Here is a 24,934-nt window from a genome sequence, read left to right as displayed (position 1 = left end):
TGACTGTCATGAACGTACGACGACGCCTCATATCCGGGTCCGCGATAGCGGCCGTCACCGCGCTGGGCGCGGGGACACTGTCCGCCTGCTCGGACGGTGGCGCCGGTTTCGGGGACACGGGGAAGTTCGACGTCGTCGCCTCCTTCTATCCGATGGCCTACCTCGCGGAGCGGATCGGCGGGGACCACGTGCACGTGACCACCCTCACCTCGCCGGGCCAGGAGCCGCACGACCTGGAGATCAGCCCGCGGCAGATAGGCGGGCTGGAGCGTTCCGACGCCGTCCTCTATCTGAAGGGGCTGCAGCCGTCGGTGGACAAGGCGGTGGACCAGTCGCCGGTGAAGACGAAGATCGACGCGGCCACGCTGACCACGCTGGAGGAGCACGGCACCGAGGCCGGGGGCCGTGCCGCCGAGCACGAGGACGAGCACGAGGGGCACGACCACGAGGGGGAGGACGGCAAGGACCCGCACATCTGGCTCGACCCGGTGCGGTACGCCGAGGTCGCCCAGGGTGTCGGCCGGGCCTTCGAGAAGGCGGACCCGGACCACGCGGCGGACTACAAGAAGAACACCGCGGCCCTGGTGAAGCAGCTGGACGAGCTGAACACCGACTTCGGGAAGGGCCTGGCGCACACCCGGTCCAGGGTCTTCATCACGACACACGCGGCCTTCGGTTATCTCGCCGAGCGGTACGGCCTCACCGAGGAGGCGATCAGCGGGCTGGACCCCGAGTCCGAGCCGAGCGGGGCACGGGTGCGGGAGCTGCAGAGGCTCGCCAAGGCGGACGGGGTCTCGACCGTGTTCTACGAGACGCTGGTCAGCGACAAGACCGCGAAGACCGTGGCCGGGGACGCGGGCCTGAAGACGGACGTGCTCGATCCGCTCGAGGGCATCACGAAGAAGTCGCGCGGCCGGGACTACCTCGCCGTCCAGCGGGCCAACCTCAAGGCCCTCCAGAGCGCCCTGGGGTCCAAGTGACCAGCGAACAGCGGGAGTCGGCGCCCGTGCTGACCCTGCGGGAGGTGCGGGCCGAACTGGGCGGGCGGCCGGTGCTGCGGGGCGTCGACCTGAGCGTGCGGCCCGGTGAGGTCGTGGCGCTGCTCGGGGCCAACGGTTCGGGCAAGTCCACGGCCGTGCGGACCGCGATCGGGCAGGTGCCGGCCACCTCCGGGGCCGTCGAGCTGTTCGGGACGCCGTTGCGGTCCTTCCGGGACTGGGCCCGCGTCGGCTACGTCCCCCAGCGCACCTCCGCCGCCGGGGGCGTACCGGCCACGGTCTCCGAGATCGTGTCGTCGGGACGCCTGGCGCGGACCCGCTTCGGGTTCTTCCGCAAGGCGGACCGGGAGGCGGTGGAGCGGGCACTGGACCTGGTCGGCATGGCGGACCGGGCCCGGGACTCGGTGACGGCGCTCTCGGGGGGCCAGCACCAGCGGGTGCTGATCGCCCGGGCGCTGGTGTCCGAACCGGAGCTGTTGATCATGGATGAGCCGATGGCGGGTGTCGACCTCGCCAGCCAGGAGGTGCTGGCCGCGACCCTGCGCGAGCAGGTGGCCGCCGGGGCGACCGTCCTGCTGGTGCTGCATGAACTGGGCCCGCTGGAGCCGCTGATCGACCGCGCGGTGGTGCTGCGGGACGGTTGTGTGCTGCACGACGGGCCGCCGCCGAAGGCCGTCGGCCAGCATGCCCTGCCCGGCCACGACCACGTGCATCCGCACGAGGGCGCCGAACCGATCCGTACGGGACTGCTGAGCTGATGGACTTCCTGAACTACGCCTTCATGCAGCGGGCACTGCTCGCGGCCGTCCTGGTCGGTGTCATCGCGCCGGCGATCGGCATCTACCTCGTGCAGCGCCGCCAGCCGCTGATGGGTGACGGCATCGGGCATGTGGCGATGACCGGTGTCGGTCTCGGTTTCCTGCTGAACTCGTCTCCGGTGTGGATGGCGACGCTCGTCTCCGTGGCGGGGTCGGTGCTGATGGAGCTGATCCGTTGGTACGGCAGGACGCGGGGGGACATCGCGCTCGCCATGCTCTTCTACGGCGGTATGGCGGGCGGTGTGCTCTTCGTGAACCTCGCGCCGGGCGGGTCCAACGCCAACCTCACGTCGTATCTCTTCGGCTCGCTGTCCACGGTGGCGCCGGCCGACGTGACCGCGATCATCGTGCTCGGCGCGGCTGTGATCGCGGTGACGCTGGGGCTGCGGCGGCAGTTGTTCGCCGTCAGCCAGGACGAGGAGTTCGCGCGGGTCACCGGGCTGCCGGTGCGTGCGCTGAACCTGCTCGTCGCGGTCACGGCGGCGGTCACCGTCACCGTGGCGATGCGCGTCGTCGGCCTGATCCTGGTGTCGGCGCTCATGGTGGTCCCGGTGGCCGCCGCCCAGCAGCTGACCCGCAGCTTCGCCGCGACGTTCGCGATAGCGGTGGCCCTGGGGGTGACGGTGTCCATCGGCGGCACGATCACCTCGTTCTACGAGGACGTCCCCCCGGGCGCCACGATCGTCCTGCTCACCATCGCCGCCTTCGCCGTCATGACCGCCCTCGCCACCCCCCTGGCCCGCCGTCGCGCCCGGGCGAACCGGCCCACCGGGGACCCGGTCGAGTGCGCGATCCCGGCGACACGCCCCGCGGGGGACGAGGTAGGCGTCTGACCTCGTCTCCCGGCACGCGGCCGGATGCGGACCCGCCCCCGGGGAGCGCCTGACCTCCGGAATCGGAACCCGGACCTGTCGCGACCCACCCCATGGCAGCCGCACCCCCTGGGGACCGCACCCGTCGCCGGCGCGGGAACCCGCACCGGACACACCCGCCGCAGGCCGAGCCCATGCTCCCCGGACGGCTGCGGGGCCACGGGCCGAGCCCGCGCTTCCCGAACCGGTCCGGGGCCGCGCGCCGCAGGCCGAGCACACACTCCCCCGACCGGTCCGAGGCCACGCGCCGAGCCCACTCTTCCCGAACCCGTCCGGGGCCGCCGGCCGCAGGCCGAGCCCGTGGTCCTCGGTCCGGTGCGGGGACCACGGCTCACCCCCATGGGGTCCCGGCCCCCGCACCTCCGAACCGCCGGAGGCACTTTCGCGTCTGACCGCCGGGGGCGACGGCTGGCACAATGGGCCGGTCAGAGGCGCAGATCTGAGGAGGCACCCGGTGACGACCGCTGGACCGCCCGTGAAGGGCCGCGCGACCAAGCAGCGCGCGGCGGTGGCGGCGGCCCTCGACGAGGTCGACGAGTTCCGCAGCGCGCAGGATCTCCACGACATGCTCAAGCACAAGGGCGACTCGGTCGGGCTCACCACCGTCTACCGCACCCTCCAGTCCCTGGCCGAGGCCGGCGAGGTCGACGTGCTGCGCACCTCGGACGGGGAGTCGGTCTACCGCCGCTGCTCCATGGGCGAACACCACCACCACCTGGTCTGCCGCACCTGCGGCAAGGCCGTCGAGGTGGAGGGCCCCGCCGTGGAGAAGTGGGCCGAGGCCATCGCCTCCGAACACGGCTACGTGAACGTCGCCCACACGGTGGAGATCTTCGGCACCTGCGCGGACTGCGCGGAAGCCACCGGCTGAGCCGGAGGACACCGCACGAGAAGCCCCCGCACGACGAGAACGCCCCCTGCCGAACCGGCAGGGGGCGTTCTCGCACCAGGTCGCACAAGGTCGCACCAGGACCCGCGCAGGCATCAGGACGCCGAGTCGTCGCCCTTCATCGCCGCCTCCATCGCCAGCAGCTCCTCGTTCGGGACCGCTCCCCCGAAGCGGCGGTCGCGGGAGGCGAATTCCACGCAGGCCCGCCACAGGTCACGCCGGTCGAAGTCGGGCCACAGGACGTCCTGGAAGACCATTTCCGCGTAGGCGCTCTGCCACAACAGGTAGTTCGACGTGCGCTGTTCGCCGCTGGGGCGGAGGAAGAGGTCGACGTCGGGCATGTCGGGGTAGTAGAGGTACTTCTGGAGGGTCTTCTCGGTGACCTTGGCCGGGTCCAGGCGGCCCGCCTTGACGTCCTCGGCGATGGCCTGCGCGGCGTCGGCGATCTCGGCGCGGCCGCCGTAGTTCATGCAGAAGTACAGGGTGAGGAGATCGTTGTCCTTGGTCTGCTCCTGCGCGACCTGGAGTTCCTTCGCCACCGACTTCCACAGCTTGGGCATCCGACCGACCCACCGCACCCGGATGCCCAGCGCGTCGAGCTGGTCGCGGGACTTGCGGATGAAGTCGCGGTTGAAGTTCATGAGGAAGCGGACCTCGTCGGGCGAACGCTTCCAGTTCTCGGTGGAGAAGGCGTAGAGCGAGATGTTGCGGACGCCCGCCTCGATCGCCCCCTGAAGCACGTCGAGTACCTGCTCGGCGCCCACCTTGTGCCCCTCGGTACGCGGCAGTCCCCGCTCCTTGGCCCAGCGGCCGTTGCCGTCCATGACGATCGCCACGTGCTCGGGGACCAGCTCACCGGGAAGCTTCGGCGCGCGGGCGCCGGACGGGTGCGGTTCCGGCGCCTGGTACTCCCGGCGCCGGCCCCCCAGAAATCCGCGTACGACCATGCTTCTCGTCTCCTCAGCCGTGCTTGCTGCTTATTTCTCTACGTAGCGCAGGGAGCGCAGACCCCGCTCCAGATGCCAGTGCAGGTAGGCGGACACCAGGCCGCTCCCCTCGCGGACGTGCCGCGCCTCGGCCGCGTCCGCGGTCTCCCAGTCTCCCGTAAGCAGCGCGCCCAGCAGCATCAGGGTCTGCGGTGAGGGGACCACACTGCCCGGCACCCGGCAGTCCGCGCACACCGAGCCGCCCGAGGCGACCGAGAAGAACCGGTTCGGGCCGGGCATCCCGCACCGGGCGCAGTCCCCGAAGGTCGGCGCGTAGCCGTTGACGGCGAGCGAGCGCAGCAGGAAGGCGTCGAGGACGAGGTGGGAGGCGTGTTCGCCGCGCGCGAGGGTGCGCAGGCCGCCGACCAGAAGCAGGTACTGCTGTACCGCGGGCTCGCCCTCGTGGTCGGTGAACCGCTCGGCCGTCTCCAGCATGGCGGTCCCGGCGGTGTAGCGGGAGTAGTCGGTGACGATGCCGCCGCCGTACGGGGCGATCGTCTCGCTCTGGGTGCACAGCGGCAGCCCCCGCCCGACCAGCTCGCTGCCTCGCGCGAAGAACTGCACGTCGACGTGGGAGAACGGCTCCAGCCGGGCGCCGAACTTCGACTTCGTGCGCCGTACCCCGCGCGCCACGGCCCGGACCCGGCCGTGGCCGCGGGTCAGCAGGGTGATGATCCGGTCCGCCTCGCCCAGCTTCTGGGTGCGCAGCACGATGCCGTCGTCGCGGAACAGACTCATGCCGTCCATTCTCGCCCACGCCCGGACCGGCGAAGGCGTCCCTCCGGTTATCCGCCCCCGGCTGTGACCGGCCCCACGCCCGGCCCTACGATCCCGCTGGACGTGACGCATGTGCGCACGGGCCGCCGGTGGCGGCAAGGGGAGGGGCAGGACATGAGAACAGAGGCAGGCGGCGCGCGGGCGCCGCGGGGGAGACGGGCCGGGATATGGCTCGCCGCCGGGACCGTGCTGGTGGCGGGGACGGGCGCGGTCGTGGCCCTCAGCGCCGGCTCGGACACGAGCACGGCGGCGGACGCCCCGCACGTCGTGCACACCTCGGTGAACTCGCTGGACCTGACCGGCTCGTCGGGCGAGCGCGCGCTCGCGGCCCGCTCGACCAAGCCGTTCCGGATGCTGGCGGTGAGCTGGCAGGACCCGAGTGTCCGCCTCGACGGGACGGTACGGGTCCGCACCCGGTCCTCGGCGACCGGCAAGTGGTCCGACTGGCAGGCGCTCAGCGCCGGGGACGCCCAGCCCGACCCCGCCGAGCGCGACCGGTCCGGAGTGCGCGGCGGCACCGCCCCGCTGTGGGCCGGCCCCTCCGACGGCGTGCAGGTGAAGGCGGACGGCAGGACGCTGCCGAAGGGCCTGACCGTCGACCTGGTGGACCCCGGCAAGGGCGGCTCGACCACCCCCGCCATGGACCCGGCCGCCTACGCGATGCCCGGCGACGGCGAGGAGACCCCGACCGACCAGCCGACCGGCCCCGAGACGGCCTCCACCCCGGAGGAAACCCCCTCGGACAGCCCGGCGGAGACCACCCCGGCGCCCACCGACGCCGCCACGGAGACGCCGGCCGAGAGCACTCCCCCGCCCACCCCGACCGCCGAGCCCTCGCAGAGCACCGACGCCGGGACGACCACGCCCGCGTCGCCCAGCGCGTCCCCCTCGACGGCACCGCCCACCAGCGCATCGCCCACGGCGCCGGGCTACCTGCCCTCGCTGTCGGCCGCCTACCCCTCCTGCGCGAGCGCCTCCGCCGTGCCGCACACGGTGCCGAGCCCGCTGCCCGCGCAGCCCCCGGCGACGAAGGTGCCCGCTCCCCCGTTCGTCACGCGGGCGGGCTGGGGCGCGGACGAGTGCGCCCGTGACACCGGTTACCCGGACTACGGCCACACCGTGAAGGCGGTGTTCGTCCACCACACCGACACCACCAACACCTACTCCTGCGCCGACTCGCCCTCGATCGTGCGCAGCCTGTACGCGCTGCATCTGCACCAGGGCTGGCGCGACCTCGGCTACAACTTCCTGGTCGACAAGTGCGGCACGATCTTCGAGGGCCGTTTCGGCGGCGCCGCGATGCCGGTGATCGGCGCGCAGACCTACGGGTTCAACACCGACTCGATGGGCATCGCCGCGATCGGCACGTACACCGACCTGAGCGGCGGTGACTCCACGGCGAGCACCATCGTCGGTGCGACGCCGAGCCAGGCCATGGTGACCGCGATCTCCCGGATCGCCGCGTGGAAGCTCGGGATGTCGGGGGTCAGCCCGACCGGTAGCAGCACGCTGACCGAGGGTGCCAAGGACAGCTCGGGCTTCACCTTCGGCAAGACCTACACGATGAACGCCGTCTCCGGACACCGCAACGGCTTCGCCACCGACTGCCCCGGCAACCAGCTCTACGCCAAGCTCGGCACCGTCCGCTCCTACGCGGCCGGTCCCCCGGCCGGGGTGGGTGTCACCAGCGTGGACTCCGCGTCGGGCGCGGTGCGTTCGGGCACCGGGTACGTCACCGGCACCGCGGCGACCGTGCGCTGGTCCACGTCGACGCCGGCCGCGCTGCTCTCGGGCGCGGAGGTCCTCGTGGACGGCACCTCCGTGGCGAAGGCCGCGGGCACGGCCACCTCGGCCGCCGTGACGCTGTCCCCGGGGCGGCACACCGTCCAGGTGCGGGCGACCCACGTCTCGGGCAGGACCGCCACCTCGGCCGCCGTCACGGTGACCGCCGACACCACACGGCCCACCTACCCGACCGCGCCCTCCGCGCAGTTGGGCAAGGGCACGGTCAACACGGCGGCGGTGCCGGTGACGGTGACCTGGAAGGCCACCGACGACAACGGGCTGCGCTCCCAGGCCGCCACCTCGCCGACCGCGAAGACCCTGACGGCGGCCTCCACGAGCTGGTCCACCACCGCCAAGTCGGCGACGGCGACCAAGTTCGGCCTGACCGCCACCGACCTGGCCGGCAACACGGCGACCGCGTCGGTCACCCGTACGGCCACCCTGATCCAGGAGAGTTCCGCCAAGGCGACCGGTACCTGGACCAAGCGGTCCAGCAGCAGCTACCTGGGCGGCTACTCCGCCGGCTCCGGCACCACCAACGCCTCGCTGACCTGGACCTTCAAGGGCCGTTCGGTCGCGTGGATCGCCTCGCGCGCGAGCAGCTCGGGCGCGGTCAAGATCTACCTGGACGGTACCTACCAGTCCACCGTCGACCTCAAGTCCGCCACCACGGCCTACCGCCAGGCGATGTGGACGAAGACCTGGAGCAGCGCGGCCCAGCACACCCTGAAGATCGTGGTCGTCGGCACGTCAGGTCGCCCGACGGTCACGACGGACGGCATCGCGGTCCTCAACTGAGCCGATCCTGCGGTCAAGCGGCCTTCGCCGGACTCCGGTCCGGGGGAGGCCGCTCGGCCTTGTGCGAGGCGTCCCCCGTCACGGCACCTCGCCTCTGCTGCGGGCATTGGCGTACGCCGTCGCCGCGCTGATCCGCTCCGCGGGAGTCGCCTCGCGCACCCGGTACGGCGCCACGTCCCACTCCCGGCCGCCGCCCACTGGTCTGAGCTGCACATACGGCCCCTGGTGTCCCATGACCACCCCCACTCGGTTCGTCCCGGTGTCCACGGCGTACGAGCCCAGCGGCGGTCGCACCGCCTTCATCGCAGGGCCGCCGCGAGCTGTGCGGCCGTCTGCACCGAGCACCGCCCCAGCTCCACCAACGGGATCGGGGCCTCGCAGGCCAACGAGATGGGATCAAGCCCGAGCGAAGGCAACTTGATCCCGACCTTCTCCAATGCGGTCCGCAACTCCTCGAGGGTTCGCTCCGCTTCCTCGACCCGGTCCGCTGAATCCTGTGTGTTCACTGTCCGCATCACTTCCCTTCCGTCACGTCCTTCACGCTTCGTGTCCTCACGGTGACGCTCCACAACTAGACTCGGAAGGGGTCTGAGCCCTACAAGCGCGTGGCAGCACAAGGGGGTTGGCAGTGGCCAACGGTTCACGTCAGGCGGTCTGGGAGTTCTTCGGCACCGAACTGAAGCGGCGCCGCGAGGAAGCGGGCCTCACCCAGACGGAGCTGGGGACGAAGGTCTTCGTCTCCGGCGGCTACATCGGCCAGTTCGAGCAGGCGATCAGGAAGCCGCAACTGGACGTGGCCCAGCGGATCGACCAAGTACTGCAAACCGACGGTATTTTCGAGCGGCTGTGCAGGAAGCTGATCGATGATCCGAGGTATGCGGAGTACTTCGCTCACGCGGCGGAACTGGAGCGACTGGCGACGAGCATCTGCGAGTGGGCACCCGCTGTCGTACCGGGGTTGCTTCAGACACCCGAGTACGCGACCGCCATCTACTTGGCGAGCAACCCGCTCGCCACGGAGGAATGGATCACCGAAATGGTCCGGCTGCGGATGGACCGCGCCGAGATCCTCAAGGACGTCACGAGGCCCGTGTACTGGGCTGTGCTGCATGAGAACGTGCTGCGCACTCCAGTCGGCTCGGGCACGGTAATGGCGCAGCAGTTGGGACACATCGTGAACGGAGCGCGCGCCCGCCAAGTCCTGGTGCAGGTACTGCCCTTCGCTGCTGGACCGCACCCCCAGATGGGCAAGATGATGGTGCTGAAGGAGTTCGACGACGCACCGCCGACCATCTATACAGAGGGCGTGCTGTCGGGCAACCTGCTGGATGATCCGGCAGTAGTGAAGCGAGTTCGGCGGGATTACGATCTTCTTCGGGCTGCGGCTCTGTCCCCAGAGGCGTCCCTAGCCATGATCGAATCGGCGGCGGAGGACTACACACGATGCGCGGGTACGACCTGACCAACGCCCTCTGGCGTAAGAGCAGCTACAGCGGCGGCAGCGGCGGCGAATCGTGCGTCGAGGTCGCCGACGGAGTCCCCGGCGCCGTCCCCGTGCGGGACAGCAAGGTCCAGGACAGCCCCGTACTCCTCCTCAGTGCCTCCGCCTGGGCCAGCTTCCTTGACACCATCCGGCACTGACATCCGCACCGCACGGCTCGACCTGCTCCCCCTGCGGGTCGAGCACGCCGAAGAGATGGCCGGGGTACTGGCCGACCCCGCCCTGCACCACTTCACCGGCGGGACCCCGTACACCCCGGACGCGCTCGCCGCACGGTACCGCCGACTCGTCGCCGGGTCGCCCGACCCGGAGGTCACCTGGCTGAACTGGGTCATCCTGCTGCGTGAGGACTCCCGCCTGGCCGGCACCGTCCAGGCGACGCTCGGCGCGGCGAACGGCACCGCCGAGATCGCGTGGGTGGTGGGCACCCCGTGGCAGGGGCGGGGCATCGCCAAGGAGGCGGCCGTGGCGCTGGTCGCGTGGCTCACCGCGTACCCGGTGCGGAGCATCACCGCGCACATCCACCCCGGCCACCACGCCTCGGCGGCCGTGGCGAGGGCGGCGGGCCTCGCGCCCACCCCGGAACGCCAGGACGGAGAGGTCCGCTGGGAGTGCGCGGGCAGTGCCGGGGGCATTGGGGGCTCAGGGAGGGAAAATGACACCACGACCCAAGTCCCGTGAAGAGCCGGCCTGGGCGAAGCCCGGATCTCAATGGGCCTTCTGGGTGTTCCTGTCGCTGCTGGTCCTGAACTTGGCCGTACTGGTCACGCGGGTCCTGGGGGGTGACGGAGCGGGCCGCGTCGGCTCCTCCCTCGGCCTCTGCCTCCTGTTCGCCTTGCTCCTCGCGGCGAACCGGACGGCGCGGCGCAAGCGGTCGACGCCCACGCGCTAGACCAGTGGCTCGCTCAGCTCAAGCGCCCGCAGCGCCGCCGCGAAAGCACGTTCGTCGCCCACGTCCAGCGCCGTGTCCGTCAGTTTGATGACGTGCTCGTCGCCGTGGGCGAAGGCCCGCTCGGAGAGTTCCTCGGGGGCGAGGGCGCTCGGCGGGGCGTAAGGGGCCGGCTCGTCGGGCGCGTACATGGCCGTGACCGCGGCCGAGGCCGTCCACGCTGCGCACATGCTCGGAACCCACAGGTCTCCGGGGAGCGCGGGCAGCGTACGCAGCACCGCGTTGGGCGCCGTCGCCGCGTGCACCAGCATCGTCGGCTCGCCGTGGGCGTGCGTGGCGTAGCGGTGGGTGGCGGCCCGCACCAGTTCGGTGAGGCGGCGGTGCGCCTCGGCCGGGTCCGTCACCTCCGCCGCCCAGACCGGCAGAGCGGTGACGCGGTCCAAGCGGGCGGGAAAGCCACCGTCCCGTACGGCGATGGGCCGTACCGCGTCCAACGCGGCGGCGGCGCTGTCCGCACCGGCCAGCGGGGTGAGCCCGGTGACGGGCCGGTGCCGAGCGGCCCAGTAACCCAGCCCGTGCGCGAGCTCGTTCACCCGCGGCCCGGTCTCCCCCGCGAGTAGCGTCCGTACCGCATGCCCCACCCGGATCACCGGATGCGCGGACCCCCCGTACATGCCGGGCAGCAGCCTGGGCCACCACTCCGCCAGTACCTCACGCCACCCCCGCTCCCCCACCTCCCCCTGGAAGTACCCGATCCAGTCGGCGATCCTGCGCGAATCCCCCAGCGCGGCGGCCCAGTTGGACCGGGTCACCCGCTCCACCCCGGCCGGGAACTCCTCCAGCTTGCGGGTGTACAGGCCCACCCACCGGTGCACGCCCGCCCCCTGCCCCCGCGCGACCAGTGCCTCCACGGCCATGGGCGCGTGGTTGGTCAGCCTGCCCATCCGCTCCGGTCCGGCCCGGTGCAGCCGTTCCAACGCCTCGTCCAGAACCCCGGTCTCATCCATGCCGAGGACAGTAGGGCGGGGTGTGCGGGCGGCGTAACGGCCGGAAGTCCTAGGCCGGGACCTAGGCCGGTCGCGCCCCCTGCTCAGGACGGCATGCGGGCCGCCGTAAGAACCCGTTCGACGACCTCGGCGGGGAGCAGGAGGGCCTCGCCGGCCAGGGTGAGGGCGGTGTGTTCGGCGGGGGTGTACGGGCCGTCGGCGAGGGCGACGAGGGCGGCGTCCAGGAGGAGGGACTCGCGGCCCGGCGCGGCCAGGTGGGGGGCGAGGGCGGTCAGGGGGACGCGCGGGTCGCCGCCGTCGATGGTCAGGGCGAGGCGTTCCGCCGCGTCCTCCTCGCAGCCCGCCGCGCGGACCGTCCCGGCCGCCGCCTCCAGCGCGGCCCGCGACCCGGTGCCTCCGGCGGCCAGCACGGAGACGGCCAGCGCGTGGACCGCGTCGCGGAGCAGGACGGAGAGGCGGCGGGTGGTGGGGTGGTCCAGCGTCTCGACGCCGAAGCGGTGCAGGCAGGAGGCGCACTCCACGACCGGCCCGGTCGTCCCGCGCGCCAGCACGGGCACCCCGAGCACGGTGAGACGGGTGCGGCCGGTGAGGCGCTGGTAGTTGCGGTCGCCGCCGCAGCCGGGGCAGAAGAACTCCCCGTCGCCCTCAGGTGTCCAGGCGGTGCGGGAGCCCAGGATGTGCCGGACGAACCCGGTGGCTCGGCCGTCTCGTCCCCGTACTGGCAGCACGTCGCACCTCCGCACGTAACCACGCGGCAACATCGCCGCGTGGGCGTGATGTTAGCCACATCACGGAGCCCGAGTCAGCACCCCGGACGAGACCGGCCCGTGACCTGCGGCGTTCCCTGGCCGGAAGACGACGGTGCCCCGGCCGCCGTATACAGCGGCCGGGGCACCGAAGCACCGGGTGGGGCGGGGTCAGCGGGTCGCGCGGTTCACCGCGGAGACGACCGCCTTCAGCGACGCACGTGTCGTGTTCGCGTCGATGCCGATGCCCCACAGCACCTTGTCGCCGACCGCGCACTCGATGTAGGAGGCGGCCTGCGCGGACGCGCCCTCGCTCATCGTGTGCTCCTGGTAGTCCAGCAGGCGTACGTCCACGCCGACCGACTGCAGCGCGTCGAAGAACGCCGAGATCGGGCCGTTGCCGGTACCGGTCAGCACGGTGTCCTCGCCGTCCACCGTCGCCTCCACGGTCAGCGTGTCCACGCCGTCCGTGTCGGTGGTCGACTGGCCGGTACGGACCTGGATGCGGCCCCAGGGGTTCTCCGGGTTCGGCAGGTACTCGTCCTGGAAGGCGGCCCAGATGTCGCGCGGGGTGATCTCGCCGCCCTCGGCGTCCGTCTTGGCCTGGATGATCTTCGAGAACTCGATCTGCATCCGGCGCGGCAGGTCCAGCTTGTGGTCGTTCTTCAGGACGTACGACACACCGCCCTTGCCGGACTGCGAGTTGACCCGGATCACGGCCTCGTAGGAGCGGCCGACGTCCTTGGGGTCGATGGGCAGGTACGGCACCGCCCACTCCAGCTCGCCCACGCCGACACCCCGCGCGGCCGCGTCGGCCTCCATCGCGTCGAAGCCCTTCTTGATGGCGTCCTGGTGGGAGCCGGAGAAGGACGTGTAGACCAGGTCGCCCACGTACGGGTGGCGCGGGTGGACCTCCATCTGGTTGCAGTACTCCCACGTGCGACGGATCTCGTCGATGTCGGAGAAGTCGATCTGCGGGTCGACGCCCTGCGAGAACAGGTTCATGCCCAGGGTGACCAGGTCGACGTTGCCGGTGCGCTCGCCCTGGCCGAACAGGCAGCCCTCGACGCGGTCGGCGCCGGCCATCAGCGCCAGCTCGGCGGCGGCCACGGCGGTACCCCGGTCGTTGTGCGGGTGCACGGACAGGACGACGTGCTCGCGGCGGGAGAGGTTGCGGTGCATCCACTCGAACCGGTCGGCGTGCGTGGACGGGGTCGAACGCTCCACGGTGGCGGGCAGGTTGAGGATGATCTCGCGGCCCGGACCGGGCTGGTAGACGTCCATCACCGCCTCGCAGACCTCCAGCGCGAAGTCCAGCTCGGTGTCGGTGAAGATCTCCGGGCTGTACTGGTACCCGAACTCGGTCTCCGGGCCCAGCAGCTTCTCCGCGTACTCCACGACCAGGCGGGTGCCGTCGACCGCGATCTGCTTGATGTCCTCCTTGGAGCCCCGGAAGACCACCCGGCGGAAGACGGGGGCGGTGGCGTTGTACAGGTGGACGGTGGCCCGGCGGGCGCCCTTCAGGGACTCCACGGTCCGCTCGATCAGGTCCTCGCGGGCCTGGGTCAGGACGGAGATCGTCACGTCCTCGGGGATCGCGCCCTCTTCCTCGATGATGGAGCGCACGAAGTCGAAGTCGGTCTGGCCGGAGGCGGGGAAGCCGACCTCGATCTCCTTGTAGCCCATCTTCACCAGCTGGTCGAACATCCGGCGCTTGCGCTCGGGCGACATCGGGTCGATCAGTGCCTGGTTGCCGTCGCGCAGGTCGGTGGAGAGCCAGCGGGGGGCCGCGGTGACGCGCTTGCCGGGCCAGGTGCGGTCCGGGATGTCGACCTGCTCGTACTGGCCGTAGCGCTGGAACGGCATGGGGCTGGGCTGCTGGCGGTTCGCCATGATCGCGTGGGCTCCTCGGAAAGTCCTTGGGACGGCCGACGACGCAACGCCAAAAGCACCGCGGGGAGGGGGTCGGCCTTGCTTACAGGCCCTCGCCGCGGCAGCTAAGGAGAAGCAGCCCGAAACGCATGATGCTGTGCAGCCTAGCCGAGGCCCGCCGGGCGCGCGGGGGCGTATCAGCATGCGGAACCGGTACGGGTGACGTGGGCCCTTGATGAGGGTCCATACCACTCGGTGACGGGGAGTGACGAGAGATATCACCGTATTTCATCAATCACGGTTACAGCTAGTGACTTTGATATCGCTCGGTGCGACCATTTATTGGTATGACGACCAACGGGGGCCCTGAGCCCGTCTTCTGCACGATCGTGCCGCCGCACCTCCTCGACAAGCTCGCGCGCGACTCCGACCCGGCGCTGTCCGGCCCGGCCCGCCGCTCCCTGGAGCGGGACGCCCTGGAGCGCACCCGCCGCCGGCTGACCACCGTGATCGGCGGGCAGGCCGCTGCCGCCGCCGCGCCCGCCGACGGGGACCAGCCGGACCGCACCATCTTCGACGCCGGGCACAAGCAGCACCTCCCCGGCAGGAAGGTCCGCACCGAGGGCTCCGAGCCGGGCTCGGACGCCACGGTCAACCGGGCCTACGCGGGCCTGGGCGCCACCTTCGAGCTGTATCTGAAGGTGTACGGCCGCCGCTCCATCGACGGCCAGGGCCTCCCGCTCAACGCCACGGTCCACTTCGACAAGGACTACGACAACGCCTTCTGGAACGGCGAGCAGATGGTGTTCGGCGACGGGGACGGGGAGATCTTCCTCGACTTCACCATCCCGGTCGACGTCATCGGCCACGAACTCACCCACGGGGTCACGCAGTACACCGCCAACCTCGCCTACTTCGGCCAGTCCGGCGCGCTCAACGAGTCGCTGTCCGACGTGTTCGGCTCGCTGATCAAGCAGTACACGCTCCGCCAGACCGCCGCCGACGCGGACTGGCTGATCGGCGCCGGCCTGCTCGCCCCGCGCGTCCAGGGCCAGGCCCTTCGCTCGATGAAGGCACCGGGCACCGCGTACGACGACGACGTGCTCGGCAAGGACCCCCAGCCCGCCGACATGCAGCACTACGTGCACACCGGCCGGGACAACGGCGGCGTCCACATCAACTCCGGCATCCCCAACCACGCCTTCTACATCGCGGCCACCGCGATCGGCGGCTACGCCTGGGAGAAGACCGGCCAGATCTGGTACGACGTGCTGACCGGCGGCAAGCTCAAGGAGGACGCCCAGTTCGCCGACTTCGCCACGCTGACCGTGAAGGCCGCCCGCGAGCGGTTCGGCGCGGGCGCCGAACTCCAGGCGGTGGAGAAGGCGTGGGAGGAAGTGGGGGTGGAGACGCTGTAGCCGCCGTGCCGGACACTGGGGCCATGCGTATCCAAGTACGGCGTACGGGCGGCTTCGCGGGCATCGAGCGGCAGGCGGAGGTGGACACCTCGGGGCGGGCCGACGCGGCGGAGTGGCGCACCCTGGCCGACCAGGCCCTGGCCGCCGCGCCGGGCACCCCGGTACCGGGTGTCCCGGACGGCTTCCACTACGAGATCACGGTGGACGGCCACACCGTCCACGCGGCCGACCCCCGGCTGACCGAGGCCCAGCGGGAGCTGGTGTCGCGCGTGCTGAAGGAGGGTGCCTAGGCAGCCGCTACGCGAGCTGTTCGCCGAGGAACTCCTCCCAGGTGCGCTTGCCGGTGTCCGCGCCGGTGAGCGTCAGGTTGTCGCCCGCACGGTAGGCACGGCCCGCCTTGCCGGGGATGCGGACCGGCAGCATCGGGCGGCGCTTGCCGCGCGCCTGGAGGTAGCCCCGGCCCAGCTCGCCGAGGCCGTACACCCGGGGTCCGGCGAGGTCGGGGACGAGTCCGGCCGGGGTGCCGAGGGTGAGGTCGGTGAGGCGGGCGGCCACGTCGCGGGAGTCGGCCGGCTGGAGTCGCAGTCCGCCCGGCACCGGGAACACGGGCAGCTTGGCCATCGACTGGACCATCTTCAGGGTGAGTTCATGGAACTGGGCCGCCCGCAGCGTCGTCCACGGCAGCCCGGACTCCGTGATGGCCTGCTCGGCGGCCAGCTTCGACCGGAGCCAGGCGAGCGGTACCAGGTCGGCGCCGATGACGGAGATGTACACGAGGTGCCGGACCCCGGCCGCCCGCGCCGCGCGGACCAGGTTGCGGGTGGCGATGTCGTCGCCCTTGGGGCCGCCCGCGAGGTGGAGCACGGTGCCGATGCCGTCCAGGCCGGCGTCGAGTCCGGTGCCGGTGCGGAGGTCGACGCTCACCTGGTCCGGGCCTTCCCCGCCCGTGCGGCTGAGGACGCGTACCTCGCGGCCGGCCTCCCGCAGCAGCGGGACGACCTGGCGGCCGAGCGTGCCGGTGCCACCGGTGACCAGGACGGTTGAGGTGCTGGAGGTCATGACTGCTCCCAGTTTCACGGGAACCGGAACGTACACGTCCAGGTCCCTTCGGCGGGTTCTCGGTGTTCTACTGCCGTGACACCCCGCGCGAGAGGAATGTGACACCGGTGAGCGACGCCATGTGGTCGGCGGAGATGTTCGAGGGGCACCGGGCGCGGCTGCGGGCGGTGGCGTACCGGATGCTGGGCTCGGCGAGCGAGGCCGACGACGCCGTGCAGGAGACCTGGCTGCGGGCCGACCGGGCGGGTGCCGACGGGGTGGACAACATCGCCGGATGGCTGACCACGATCACCGGGCGGGTGTGTCTGAACCTGCTGCGCACCCGCGACCGTCGCCGCGAGGACCCGTTGGAGTCCCGGCCCGCCGACCCGGTCACCGGCGATGCCCCCGAGCAGGAGGCGGTGCTGGCCGACGCGGTCGGGGTGGCATTGCTCGTGGTGCTGGACCGGCTCTCCCCCGCGGAGCGGCTGGCGTTCGTGCTGCACGACCTGTTCGCGGTGCCGTTCGACGAGATCGCCCCGCTGCTGGAGCGTTCCCCGGCCGCCGTGCGGCAGTTGGCGAGCCGGGCCCGGCGCCGGGTCGGGGGTGACGGGCCGCGGCCGCAGGCTGATCCGGTGCGGCGGCGCCGTGCGGTGGAGGCGTTCCTCGCGGCCACGCGGGGCGGGGACTTCGACGCGCTGGTGGGTCTGCTCCACCCGGACGTGGTGCTGCACGCCGACCGGTTCGTGGTGCCGACCCCGGAGCCGATCACCGCCCGGGGTGCCGGCACGGTCGCGCGGGGCGCGATGGCGGCCACCGGCCGGGCCCTGTTCACCGGTCTCGCCCTGCTGGACGGCGCGGTCGGCCTGGTCATGGCCCCGCACGGCCGTCTGGCCCTGGTCCTCGCCTTCACCTTCGCGGAGGACGGCCGGATCTCCGGCATCGAGGTCGTCGCGGACCGGGAGCGGCTGGCCGCGCTGGACATCGCGCCGCTGAAGGACTGACGGGGGCGTCGACGCGGCGGGGGCGTTGACGCGGCGGGGCCGGGTGCGGATGATCCGGCCCATGGTGACGGACGCGCACGGCCCTCTCCCCCGCTTCCCCGACGGCTTCCTGTGGGGGGTGTCGACCTCCGCGCACCAGATCGAGGGCGCCGCCGACCTGCGCGAGCCCTCCGTGTGGGATGTGTTCACGGCCGAGCCGGGCCGGGTGAAGGACGGCTCCACGGCCGCCGTGGCCTGCGACCACTACCACCGCTACCCGGAGGACGTGGCCCTGCTGGCCGGCCTCGGCGTGGACGCGTACCGCTTCTCCGTCTCCTGGCCGCGCGTCGGCTCCCCCGGCGGGCCGGACTTCTACGACCGGCTGGTGGACTCCCTGTGCGAGGCGGGCGTCCAGCCGGTGCCGACGCTGTTCCACTGGGATCTGCCGGCCGGGCTCGACTGGCTGGACCGGGACACCGCGTACCGGTTCGCGGACCACGTCTCCCGTGTCGCGGACCGGCTCGGGGACCGCGTACCGCGCTGGATCACCCTCAACGAGCCCGCCGAGCACACCCTGCTGGGTCACGCGCTGGGCACCCACGCCCCCGGCAAGGCCCTGCTCTTCGACGCGCTCCCGGCCGCCCACCACCAGCTCCTCGCACACGGCCTGGCGGTACGGGCGCTGCGCGCGGCCGGGGCGACGGACATCGGCATCGCCAACTCCCACTCCCCGGTGGAGTCCGCCTCCGCCGATCCGGCGGACGTGGAGGCGGCCGCCTTCTACGACCTGCTCCTCAACCGGCTCTTCGCCGAACCCGTCCTGCTGGGCGCATACCCGGACGGCACGGCCGCGCTGATGCCCGAGGGGGCCGAGGACGACCTGCGGATCATCGCGGAACCACTGGACTGGTACGGGATCAACTACTACGCCCCGGCGCGCGTGGGTGCCCCCCAGCGGACGCCCACCGAGTTCGGCGGTGTGCCGCTGCCCGCCGAACTCCCCTTCTCGCTGCGCGATTTCGAGGGTGTCCCGGTGACGGACTTCGGCTGGCCGGTCGTCCCCGAGGCGCTGACCGGCCTGCTGACCGGCCTCCGGGACCGCTACGGCGACCGGCTCCCGCCCCTCGTCATCACCGAGAACGGCTGCTCGTACGAGGGGCTGGACGACCAGGACCGCGTCGCCTACCTGGACGGACATGTCCGCGCGGTCCATGCCGCGCTCGCCGAAGGGGTCGACGTGCGCGGCTACTTCGTCTGGTCGCTGCTGGACAACTTCGAGTGGGCCGAGGGCTACGCCCGCCGCTTCGGCCTGGTGGACGTGGACTTCGCCACGCTGCGGCGGACCCCGAAGGCGTCGTACCACTGGTACCGGGACCTGCTGCGGGCGCAGCGGGGCCAGGGGGTGTCCTAGGGGGTGTCTCCCCGATCTTCGCGGGCCCGCGACGCCTGGCACGGCACCTCGCCGCACGGCCGAATCACCCAAGTACGTCCAGTACGAGGGCGACTCGACCGCACGCCGAGGCACCGCACCAGACGCCGCGGGCTGATCCACGAAGATCAGGGAGACACCCCCTAGAGGCCGTAGCCGCCCGACACTTCGATGTTCTGGGCGGTGACCCAGCGGCTCTCGTCGGAGACCAGGGTGGCGATCAGCGCGCCGACGTCCTCGGGCTCACCGACCCGGCCGAGCGCGGTGCGCGCGGCGAGTGCCGGGATGACCTCGGGGAAGCGGGTGAAGCCGTCGTCGCCGAGCCGGGTGCGGGTGGGGCCCGGTGAGACGGCGTTGACGCGGATGCCGCGCGGGGCGAACTCCTTGGCCATGTACCGGGTGAGGACGTCGACGCCGCCCTTCAGGGCGGCGTAGGCGGAATAGCCGGGCTCCGGGGAGGCGGCCGTGGCGGAGCTGCTGCTCGTGTTGACGATCGCACCCCCGCCGGCCATCAGCGGCAGCAGCTTCTGCGTCAGGAAGTACGGCCCCTTCAGCAGCACCCGCGCCAGCAGGTCGAAGGTGTCCTCGGTCATGTCCTCGATGAGCGCGGACTGCGCGAGCCCGGCGTTGTTCACCAGGTGGTCGAACGTGTCCCGCTGCCAGGTGTCGCGCAGCACGCCGGCCACGGTGTCCCGGAAGGCGTCGAACGTGCCGGAGGCGCCGAGGTCCAGCGGCAGCGCGACGGCCGTGCCGCCCTCCTTCTCGACGGCGGCCACGGTGTCGAGCGCGCCCTGCCGGTTGCGGCCGTAGGTGAGGACGACTCCGATACCGCGCCCGGCGATCTCGACGGCGGCGGCTCGTCCGATGCCGGAGCTGGCTCCGGTCACGATGGCGACCTGCATGGGGTTCCTCCCGGGGTGAGAGCTGATGGACTTCCTCCTTCCATTAGGCGCCCCTGAGCTGCGGAAACGTAGAACGATCCTCCTCCATGGCTGCACGATTCTCGCGTGCGCGGGAACCGGGCGGGCCGCAGGTGCTGCAATGGCGGTATGCCGGAAGCGACACGAGCGGAAGCACTGCTGGAGGAGCTGCGTGCCCTGCTGGAGCGGCATGTGCGGCCCGACTGGACCACGGCCGTCGACGGCGTGCTCATCTCACGGGTCGACCGCCCCGATCCCCCGGAGCCCTCGATGTCGGGGACCGTACTGGCCGTGATCGCGCAGGGTGCCAAGCATCTGGCCCTGGGCGACCGGGTGTTCACCTACGGCGCCGGGCAGTATCTGGTGGCTTCGGTCGACCTGCCGGTGACGGGCCACTTCACCCGCGCGGACCCCGGGCACCCGGCCCTCGGCTTCGGCCTCACCCTGGACCCCTCGGCCGTCGCCGAACTGCTGCTTCGGGCGGCCCCCGGGGATCTCCCCCGCTCGCAGGGCACGCCGTCGGGCATCGCCGTGAGCGACGCTCCGGCCGCGCTGCTGGACGCGGTCGTGCGGCTGCTGCGGCTGCTGGACGAGCCCCGCGACCGGGCCGTGCTGGCACCGCTGGTCAAGCGGGAGATCCTGTGGCGGCTGATCACGGGGGAGCAGGGCGCGACGGTCCGGCAGCTCGGCCTGCCCGACAGCGGCCTCAGCCATGTCTCACGCGCGGTCGGCTGGATTCGCGAGCACTACGCGGAGCCGTTCCGGGTGGCGGACGTGGCACGGCTGTCCGGGATGAGCGTCTCGGCGTTCTACCGCAACTTCCAGGCGGTGACGGCGATGAGCCCGATCCAGTTCCAGAAGCAGATCCGGCTCCAGGAGGCGCGGCTGCTCCTCGCGACCCGCCCCGGTGACGTCACAGGCGTCGGCAGGCGGGTGGGTTACGACAATCCGTCGCAGTTCAGCCGGGAGTACCGCCGGCAGTTCGGGGCCCCGCCGGGCCGGGACGCGGCACGCCTGCGGGAGGCGGTGCGGAGCCCGGCGGGGGTACTGACGTGAGGGGGCGGCCGGAGCGGTGTGCCGCCCGGCCGGGTGGGGGGAGCGCCCGTCAGAAGCCGAGCTTGCGGAGCTGCTTGGGGTCGCGCTGCCAGTCCTTGGCGACCTTCACGTGCAGGTCGAGGAAGACGGGCGTGCCGAGCAGGGCCTCGATCTGCTTGCGGGACTTGATGCCCACGTCCTTCAGCCGCTTGCCCTTGGGACCGATGATGATCCCCTTCTGGCTGGGACGCTCGATGTAGACGTTGGCGTGGATGTCGAGCAGGGGCTTGTCGGCCGGGCGGTCCTCGCGCGGGAGCATCTCCTCGACGACCACGGCGATGGAGTGCGGCAGCTCGTCGCGCACACCCTCCAGGGCGGCCTCGCGGATCAGCTCCGCGATCATGACCTGCTCGGGCTCGTCGGTGAGGTCGCCCTCGGGGTAGAGCGGCGGGCCCTCGGGGAGCAGCGGCACGATCAGGTCGGCCAGCAGGCCCACCTGCTTGCCCCCGGTCGCGGAGACCGGCACGATCTCGGCCCACTCGAAGCCCAGCTCCTTGCCGAGCTGGTCGATGGCGATGAGCTGCTCGGCGAGGGTCTTGGAGTCGACCAGGTCGGTCTTGGTGACGATGGCGACCTTGGGGGTCTTCTTGATCCCGGCCAGCTCCTTGGCGATGAAGCGGTCGCCGGGACCGATCTTCTCGTTCGCCGGGAGGCAGAAGCCGATCACGTCGACCTCGGCCCAGGTGGTGCGCACCACGTCGTTCAGCCGCTCGCCCAGCAGGGTGCGCGGCTTGTGGAGGCCGGGGGTGTCGACCAGGATCAGCTGGGCGTCGTCCCGGTGCACGATGCCGCGCACGGTGTGCCGGGTGGTCTGCGGCTGGTCGGCGGTGATGGCCACCTTCTGCCCGACCAGAGCGTTCGTGAGGGTGGACTTGCCCGCGTTGGGACGGCCCACGAAACACGCGAAGCCTGCGCGGTGGGCGTTCTCGCCCGACCGCTCGGATGACTGGGTACGAACGCTCATGCCGACCATTCTCCCTGATCCGCGAGCCCGTGCCGCACGGGCGTCCGCCACACCCCCGCGACCAGCGTCTCAAGGCTCCGGAGGGGGCCGAAACCTGCTGGAAACGCCCCTGTAGGCGACCGGAAACGCGCACCCGTGACCCTCTGACGAGCCCGCTCCCCCGGATCACTGGAGACACCCGTGACTCTCGCCGCCGCGCACGCGGACACCGGTGACACCGCCTGGCTGCTCGCCGCCACCGCCCTGGTGCTGCTGATGACACCGGGACTGGCCCTGTTCTACGGCGGCATGGTCCGCGCGAAGAGCGTCCTCAACATGCTGATGATGAGCTTCGTGTCCATAGCCCTGGTCACCGTGGTCTGGCTGGTGGCCGGCTACTCCCTCGCCTTCACCGGCGACCTCGGCGGCGGTCTGCTCGGCGGGCTGGCCAACGCCGGGATGGCCGGGGTGAGCCCGGCGAGCCTGCACGGCAGCGTCCCCACCCTGCTCTTCGCCACCTTCCAGCTCACCTTCGCCGTCATCACGGCCGCCCTGATCAGCGGCGCGGTCGCGGATCGCACCCGGTTCGGGGCGTGGCTGGTGCTGGTGCCGGTGTGGACGCTGCTCGTATACGTTCCGGTCACCCACTGGGTGTGGGGGCCGGGCGGGTGGATCGGGCAGAAGCTGGGGGCGCTGGACTTCGCGGGCGGTCTGCCGGTCGAGATCACGTCCGGGGCCTCGGGGCTCGCGCTGTGCCTGGTGCTCGGGCCCCGGCTGGGCTTCAAGAAGGACGCCATGCGGCCGCACAGCCTTCCCATGGTCATGCTCGGTGCCGGGCTGCTGTGGTTCGGCTGGTTCGGCTTCAACGCGGGCTCCGCGCTCGGCGCGAACGGGCTCGCCGCGGCCGCCTTCCTCAACACCATGGCCGCCGGCTGCACCGGACTGCTGGGCTGGCTGCTGGTGGAGCAGAAGCGGGACGGCCATCCCACCACCCTGGGCGCCGCCTCCGGCGCGGTCGCGGGCCTGGTCGCCATCACCCCGTCCTGCGGGACGGTCTCGCTGCTGGGCGCACTGGCCGTCGGCCTGGCCGCCGGTGTCGTCTGCTCGTACGCGGTGGGCTGGAAGTTCAGGCTCGACTACGACGACTCCCTCGACGTCGTCGGCGTCCACCTGGTCGGCGGGGTGATCGGCACGCTGCTGATCGGCCTGTTCGCGGACAAGGCCCTGACCGGCGGCGCGCAGGGGCTGCTGTACGGCGGCGGACTCGGACTGCTGGGGCGCCAGCTCGTCGCGGTCCTCGCGGTCGCCGGCTACGCCTTCACGGTCACGTACGGGCTCGGCCGGCTGCTCGACCGCACGATCGGGCTGCGCGCGAGCGAGGAGGAGGAACGCACCGGCCTCGACCTTACGGTGCACGCCGAGACGGCCTACGATCACGGGGTCCTGGGCCATGGCGCCCCCGTCCGGAAAGCCGAGAGCCCCGCATGAAGCTCATCACCGCCGTCGTGAAGCCCCACCGTCTGGACGACGTGAAGTCCGCCCTCCGCGACCTCGGCATCGACGGCCTCACCGTCACCGAGGCCAGCGGCTACGGCCGCCAGCGCGGCCACACCGAGGTCTACCGGGGCGCGGAGTACGTGGTCGACCTCGTCCCCAAGGTCCGCCTGGAACTGGTCGTCGAGGACACGGTGGCCGAGGAGGCGATCGACGCCATCGTGGAGGCCGCGAGGACGGGCAGGATCGGGGACGGCAAGGTGTGGTCGGTACCGGTGGAGACGGTGGTGCGGGTCAGGACGGGCGAGCGGGGACCGGAAGCGCTGTGACCGGTCCCCGTCCCGCCGGCGTCAGCCGGTGGTGACGGTCGACCTGACGACACCGTCGGCCCCGGCGAGCAGCACCGGTGTGCCCGCGCCTCCGAGGTCGGCGACCGCGGCCAGGTCCTCCGCCGGGAGAGCCTCCGCCGCGCTGACGACGGCCGCCGCCTCCAGGGACTCCGCTCCGGATGCCACCGCCATGGCGACAGCCGTACGCAGCGCGCTGAGCTGGAGCGAGGGGAGGGACACCGTGCCGGCCGCGTATGTGCGGCCCGTGGAGTCGCGTACGGCGGCACCCTCCGGGACGCCGTTGCGCGCTCGTACCGACCGGGCCAGGGTCACGATCTTGCGGTCCTCGGGATCAAGCTCGTTCTCGCTCATGCCCCGAGCATACGAACCCCGTCGGACCCGTTCGCCAGCCACTCCAGCTTCGCGGCGGTGTCCGCCTCGGGGAGCGGGGTGTGGAGCACGATCAGCAGGTCGGGCCGGGCCGGTACCCGCATGGCCGTGGACTCCACGGCCAGCAGCCCGGCGCGGGGATGCATCAGCTCCTTGCGGATCTGTCCCTGGTCCTCGATGTCCCGCTCGGCCCACAGCGCGTTGAACTCCGGGCTCATGGCACTCACTTCGGCCAGCACCGCCCGGAACCCCTCGTCCTCGGGGTGCGCCGCGCAGGCGGCCCGGAACTGCGCGACGACCGTACGCGCGTTGGCCTCCCAGCTCAGCGTGCGGCTGCGGAACAGCGGGTCGGTGAAGAAGTCGACCAGGCAGTTCCGGGGGGTGGACCCCTCCCCCATGCCGAACACCGCGGTCGCCGCCGCGTTGTACATCACGCAGTTGTAGTAGCGGTCCATGATGTGCGCGGGGTACGGCATCCAGGTGTCGATCAGCCTCCGCAGCCCGTCGCACATGTCCCGCCGCTCCGCGACGACTTCGGGCGCGGGCGGGTTGAGGCCGGCCAGCACATAGAGGTGCCGCACCTCGGCGTCGCTCAGCCGCAGCACCCGCGAGACCGCGTCGAGCACCTGCGGGGAGACGGAGATGTCCCGCCCCTGCTCCAGCCACTGGTACCAGGAGGCGCTCACCCCGGCCAGCACCGCGACCTCCTCGCGGCGCAGCCCCGGCGTACGGCGCCGGGCCCCGCCGAGCGGGAGTCCGGCCTCCCGCGGGGTGATCCGGGCCCGCCGGGACACCAGGAACTCCCGCAGCTCGGTGCGCCGTTCCCTTCCCTGCATGCTCGTCACGCTCGCCGTCGCAGCCACGTCCCCGTCCCCCTCGCCGCCGTGTCTGGTGGTGCCACCACCACCATAAGTTCCGACTCCCCACGTTTCTTCCGCCCGTCGGAAGCTCTTTGCC

General features: G+C 71.9%; 27 protein-coding genes. 16 read left to right on the top strand and 11 right to left on the bottom strand.

The window, feature by feature from the left end:
- Positions 1-8 precede the first annotated feature (8 nt).
- From EV284_RS13755 to EV284_RS13740, 4 genes are all read left to right on the top strand, one after another.
- Positions 9-980, top strand: coding sequence for a metal ABC transporter substrate-binding protein (locus EV284_RS13755; protein WP_130333740.1), 972 nt, complete (start codon positions 9-11; stop codon positions 978-980).
- Positions 977-1,756 carry an ABC transporter ATP-binding protein gene (locus EV284_RS13750; RefSeq protein ID WP_165425523.1) on the top strand — a complete coding sequence of 260 codons (780 nt, stop codon included), beginning with the start codon at positions 977-979 and terminating at the stop codon, positions 1,754-1,756. Before EV284_RS13755 ends, EV284_RS13750 begins: the two co-directional genes overlap by 4 nt.
- The gene (locus EV284_RS13745) at positions 1,756-2,649 is read left to right on the top strand and encodes a metal ABC transporter permease (RefSeq protein ID WP_130333738.1); all 894 of its coding nucleotides are present in this window, start codon (positions 1,756-1,758) and stop codon (positions 2,647-2,649) included. The genes EV284_RS13750 and EV284_RS13745 overlap by 1 nt, the downstream gene beginning before the upstream one ends.
- A 493-nt stretch (positions 2,650-3,142) precedes the next feature.
- A complete protein-coding gene (locus tag EV284_RS13740; RefSeq protein ID WP_130333736.1) occupies positions 3,143-3,559 on the top strand; it encodes a transcriptional repressor in 417 nt (138 codons plus the stop codon).
- A gap of 113 nt (positions 3,560-3,672) precedes the next feature.
- Here the strand turns inward: EV284_RS13740 and EV284_RS13735 are convergent, their stop codons facing one another.
- Together EV284_RS13735 and recO are read right to left on the bottom strand one after the other, a co-directional pair.
- Positions 3,673-4,524 (bottom strand): isoprenyl transferase, encoded by an 852-nt coding sequence (locus EV284_RS13735; protein ID WP_130333734.1) that lies wholly within the window; start codon positions 4,522-4,524, stop codon positions 3,673-3,675.
- Positions 4,525-4,554: 30 nt separating this feature from the next.
- Positions 4,555-5,301 (bottom strand): DNA repair protein RecO, encoded by a 747-nt coding sequence (gene recO, locus EV284_RS13730; RefSeq protein WP_130333732.1) that lies wholly within the window; start codon positions 5,299-5,301, stop codon positions 4,555-4,557.
- Positions 5,302-5,454: 153 nt separating this feature from the next.
- Between recO and EV284_RS13725 the strand changes: the two genes are divergently transcribed.
- Positions 5,455-7,923 carry a peptidoglycan recognition protein gene (locus tag EV284_RS13725; RefSeq protein WP_130333730.1) on the top strand — a complete coding sequence of 823 codons (2,469 nt, stop codon included), beginning with the start codon at positions 5,455-5,457 and terminating at the stop codon, positions 7,921-7,923.
- 78 nt (positions 7,924-8,001) lie between these two features.
- On the opposite strand, the gene EV284_RS13720 is transcribed toward EV284_RS13725, so the two are convergent.
- Positions 8,002-8,217 carry a hypothetical protein gene (locus tag EV284_RS13720; protein WP_130333728.1) on the bottom strand — a complete coding sequence of 72 codons (216 nt, stop codon included), beginning with the start codon at positions 8,215-8,217 and terminating at the stop codon, positions 8,002-8,004.
- Positions 8,218-8,551: 334 nt separating this feature from the next.
- On the opposite strand from EV284_RS13720, the gene EV284_RS13710 reads away from it, so the two are divergent.
- The 4 genes from EV284_RS13710 to EV284_RS13695 are packed head-to-tail and all read left to right on the top strand — an operon-like array spanning position 8,552 to position 10,316.
- Complete coding sequence (locus tag EV284_RS13710; protein ID WP_130333726.1) at positions 8,552-9,385, top strand: helix-turn-helix transcriptional regulator; 834 nt, start codon at positions 8,552-8,554, stop codon at positions 9,383-9,385.
- Positions 9,367-9,564 carry a DUF397 domain-containing protein gene (locus EV284_RS13705; RefSeq protein ID WP_130333724.1) on the top strand — a complete coding sequence of 66 codons (198 nt, stop codon included), beginning with the start codon at positions 9,367-9,369 and terminating at the stop codon, positions 9,562-9,564. Before EV284_RS13710 ends, EV284_RS13705 begins: the two co-directional genes overlap by 19 nt.
- On the top strand, positions 9,545-10,105 hold the full coding sequence (locus EV284_RS13700; protein WP_242625667.1) for a GNAT family N-acetyltransferase: 561 nt from the start codon (positions 9,545-9,547) through the stop codon (positions 10,103-10,105). The genes EV284_RS13705 and EV284_RS13700 overlap by 20 nt, the downstream gene beginning before the upstream one ends.
- Positions 10,080-10,316 carry a hypothetical protein gene (locus EV284_RS13695; RefSeq protein WP_130333722.1) on the top strand — a complete coding sequence of 79 codons (237 nt, stop codon included), beginning with the start codon at positions 10,080-10,082 and terminating at the stop codon, positions 10,314-10,316. The genes EV284_RS13700 and EV284_RS13695 overlap by 26 nt, the downstream gene beginning before the upstream one ends.
- Here EV284_RS13695 and EV284_RS13690 read toward each other — a convergent pair.
- The 3 genes from EV284_RS13690 to leuA all read right to left on the bottom strand — a co-directional run bounded on the left by EV284_RS13690 (position 10,313) and on the right by leuA (position 13,959).
- Positions 10,313-11,320, bottom strand: a complete 1,008-nt coding sequence (locus tag EV284_RS13690; protein ID WP_130333720.1) for a questin oxidase family protein — start codon at positions 11,318-11,320, stop codon at positions 10,313-10,315. The two genes, EV284_RS13695 and EV284_RS13690, sit on opposite strands and share 4 nt — an antisense overlap.
- A gap of 83 nt (positions 11,321-11,403) precedes the next feature.
- Positions 11,404-12,048, bottom strand: a complete 645-nt coding sequence (locus EV284_RS13685; RefSeq protein ID WP_130333718.1) for a TerB family tellurite resistance protein — start codon at positions 12,046-12,048, stop codon at positions 11,404-11,406.
- Positions 12,049-12,237: 189 nt separating this feature from the next.
- Positions 12,238-13,959, bottom strand: coding sequence for a 2-isopropylmalate synthase (leuA, locus tag EV284_RS13680; RefSeq protein WP_130333716.1), 1,722 nt, complete (start codon positions 13,957-13,959; stop codon positions 12,238-12,240).
- Positions 13,960-14,285: 326 nt separating this feature from the next.
- Between leuA and EV284_RS13670 the strand changes: the two genes are divergently transcribed.
- Together EV284_RS13670 and EV284_RS13665 are read left to right on the top strand one after the other, a co-directional pair.
- Complete coding sequence (locus tag EV284_RS13670; protein WP_130333714.1) at positions 14,286-15,356, top strand: M4 family metallopeptidase; 1,071 nt, start codon at positions 14,286-14,288, stop codon at positions 15,354-15,356.
- A gap of 23 nt (positions 15,357-15,379) precedes the next feature.
- Positions 15,380-15,646: a protealysin inhibitor emfourin gene (locus EV284_RS13665; protein WP_130333712.1), complete on the top strand. Its 267-nt coding sequence runs from the start codon at positions 15,380-15,382 to the stop codon at positions 15,644-15,646.
- A 7-nt stretch (positions 15,647-15,653) separates the two neighbouring features.
- Here the strand turns inward: EV284_RS13665 and EV284_RS13660 are convergent, their stop codons facing one another.
- Positions 15,654-16,415: an NAD(P)H-binding protein gene (locus EV284_RS13660; protein ID WP_130333710.1), complete on the bottom strand. Its 762-nt coding sequence runs from the start codon at positions 16,413-16,415 to the stop codon at positions 15,654-15,656.
- Between the two features lie 119 nt (positions 16,416-16,534).
- Here EV284_RS13660 and EV284_RS13655 point away from each other — a divergent pair, with 119 nt between their 5' ends.
- Both EV284_RS13655 and EV284_RS13650 read left to right on the top strand, forming a co-directional pair.
- The gene (locus EV284_RS13655) at positions 16,535-17,398 is read left to right on the top strand and encodes a sigma-70 family RNA polymerase sigma factor (RefSeq protein WP_130334704.1); all 864 of its coding nucleotides are present in this window, start codon (positions 16,535-16,537) and stop codon (positions 17,396-17,398) included.
- 61 nt (positions 17,399-17,459) lie between these two features.
- Positions 17,460-18,788 (top strand): GH1 family beta-glucosidase, encoded by a 1,329-nt coding sequence (locus EV284_RS13650; protein ID WP_130333708.1) that lies wholly within the window; start codon positions 17,460-17,462, stop codon positions 18,786-18,788.
- A gap of 161 nt (positions 18,789-18,949) precedes the next feature.
- Here EV284_RS13650 and EV284_RS13645 read toward each other — a convergent pair whose 3' ends face one another.
- A complete protein-coding gene (locus EV284_RS13645; protein ID WP_130333706.1) occupies positions 18,950-19,708 on the bottom strand; it encodes an SDR family oxidoreductase in 759 nt (252 codons plus the stop codon).
- 147 nt (positions 19,709-19,855) lie between these two features.
- Here EV284_RS13645 and EV284_RS13640 point away from each other — a divergent pair, with 147 nt between their 5' ends.
- Complete coding sequence (locus EV284_RS13640) at positions 19,856-20,782, top strand: AraC family transcriptional regulator (protein ID WP_130333704.1); 927 nt, start codon at positions 19,856-19,858, stop codon at positions 20,780-20,782.
- Positions 20,783-20,831: 49 nt separating this feature from the next.
- On the opposite strand, the gene era is transcribed toward EV284_RS13640, so the two are convergent.
- Positions 20,832-21,785 (bottom strand): GTPase Era, encoded by a 954-nt coding sequence (gene era / locus EV284_RS13635; RefSeq protein ID WP_130333702.1) that lies wholly within the window; start codon positions 21,783-21,785, stop codon positions 20,832-20,834.
- A gap of 180 nt (positions 21,786-21,965) precedes the next feature.
- Between era and EV284_RS13630 the strand changes: the two genes are divergently transcribed.
- Positions 21,966-23,252, top strand: coding sequence for an ammonium transporter (locus EV284_RS13630; protein WP_130333700.1), 1,287 nt, complete (start codon positions 21,966-21,968; stop codon positions 23,250-23,252).
- Positions 23,249-23,587 (top strand): P-II family nitrogen regulator, encoded by a 339-nt coding sequence (locus EV284_RS13625; RefSeq protein WP_130333698.1) that lies wholly within the window; start codon positions 23,249-23,251, stop codon positions 23,585-23,587. Before EV284_RS13630 ends, EV284_RS13625 begins: the two co-directional genes overlap by 4 nt.
- 21 nt (positions 23,588-23,608) lie before the next feature.
- Here the strand turns inward: EV284_RS13625 and EV284_RS13620 are convergent, their stop codons facing one another.
- Together EV284_RS13620 and EV284_RS13615 are read right to left on the bottom strand one after the other, a co-directional pair.
- Positions 23,609-23,959, bottom strand: coding sequence for a cytidine deaminase (locus EV284_RS13620; RefSeq protein ID WP_130333696.1), 351 nt, complete (start codon positions 23,957-23,959; stop codon positions 23,609-23,611).
- A complete protein-coding gene (locus tag EV284_RS13615; RefSeq protein ID WP_130333694.1) occupies positions 23,956-24,813 on the bottom strand; it encodes a helix-turn-helix transcriptional regulator in 858 nt (285 codons plus the stop codon). The genes EV284_RS13620 and EV284_RS13615 overlap by 4 nt, the downstream gene beginning before the upstream one ends.
- Positions 24,814-24,934: the final 121 nt, after the last annotated feature.

Origin of the sequence: Streptomyces sp. BK022 (assembly GCF_004217355.1) — a bacterium.
In the GTDB taxonomy this organism is placed as follows: domain Bacteria; phylum Actinomycetota; class Actinomycetes; order Streptomycetales; family Streptomycetaceae; genus Streptomyces; species Streptomyces griseoluteus.
This window is presented reverse-complemented; position numbering and strand designations above follow the sequence as displayed.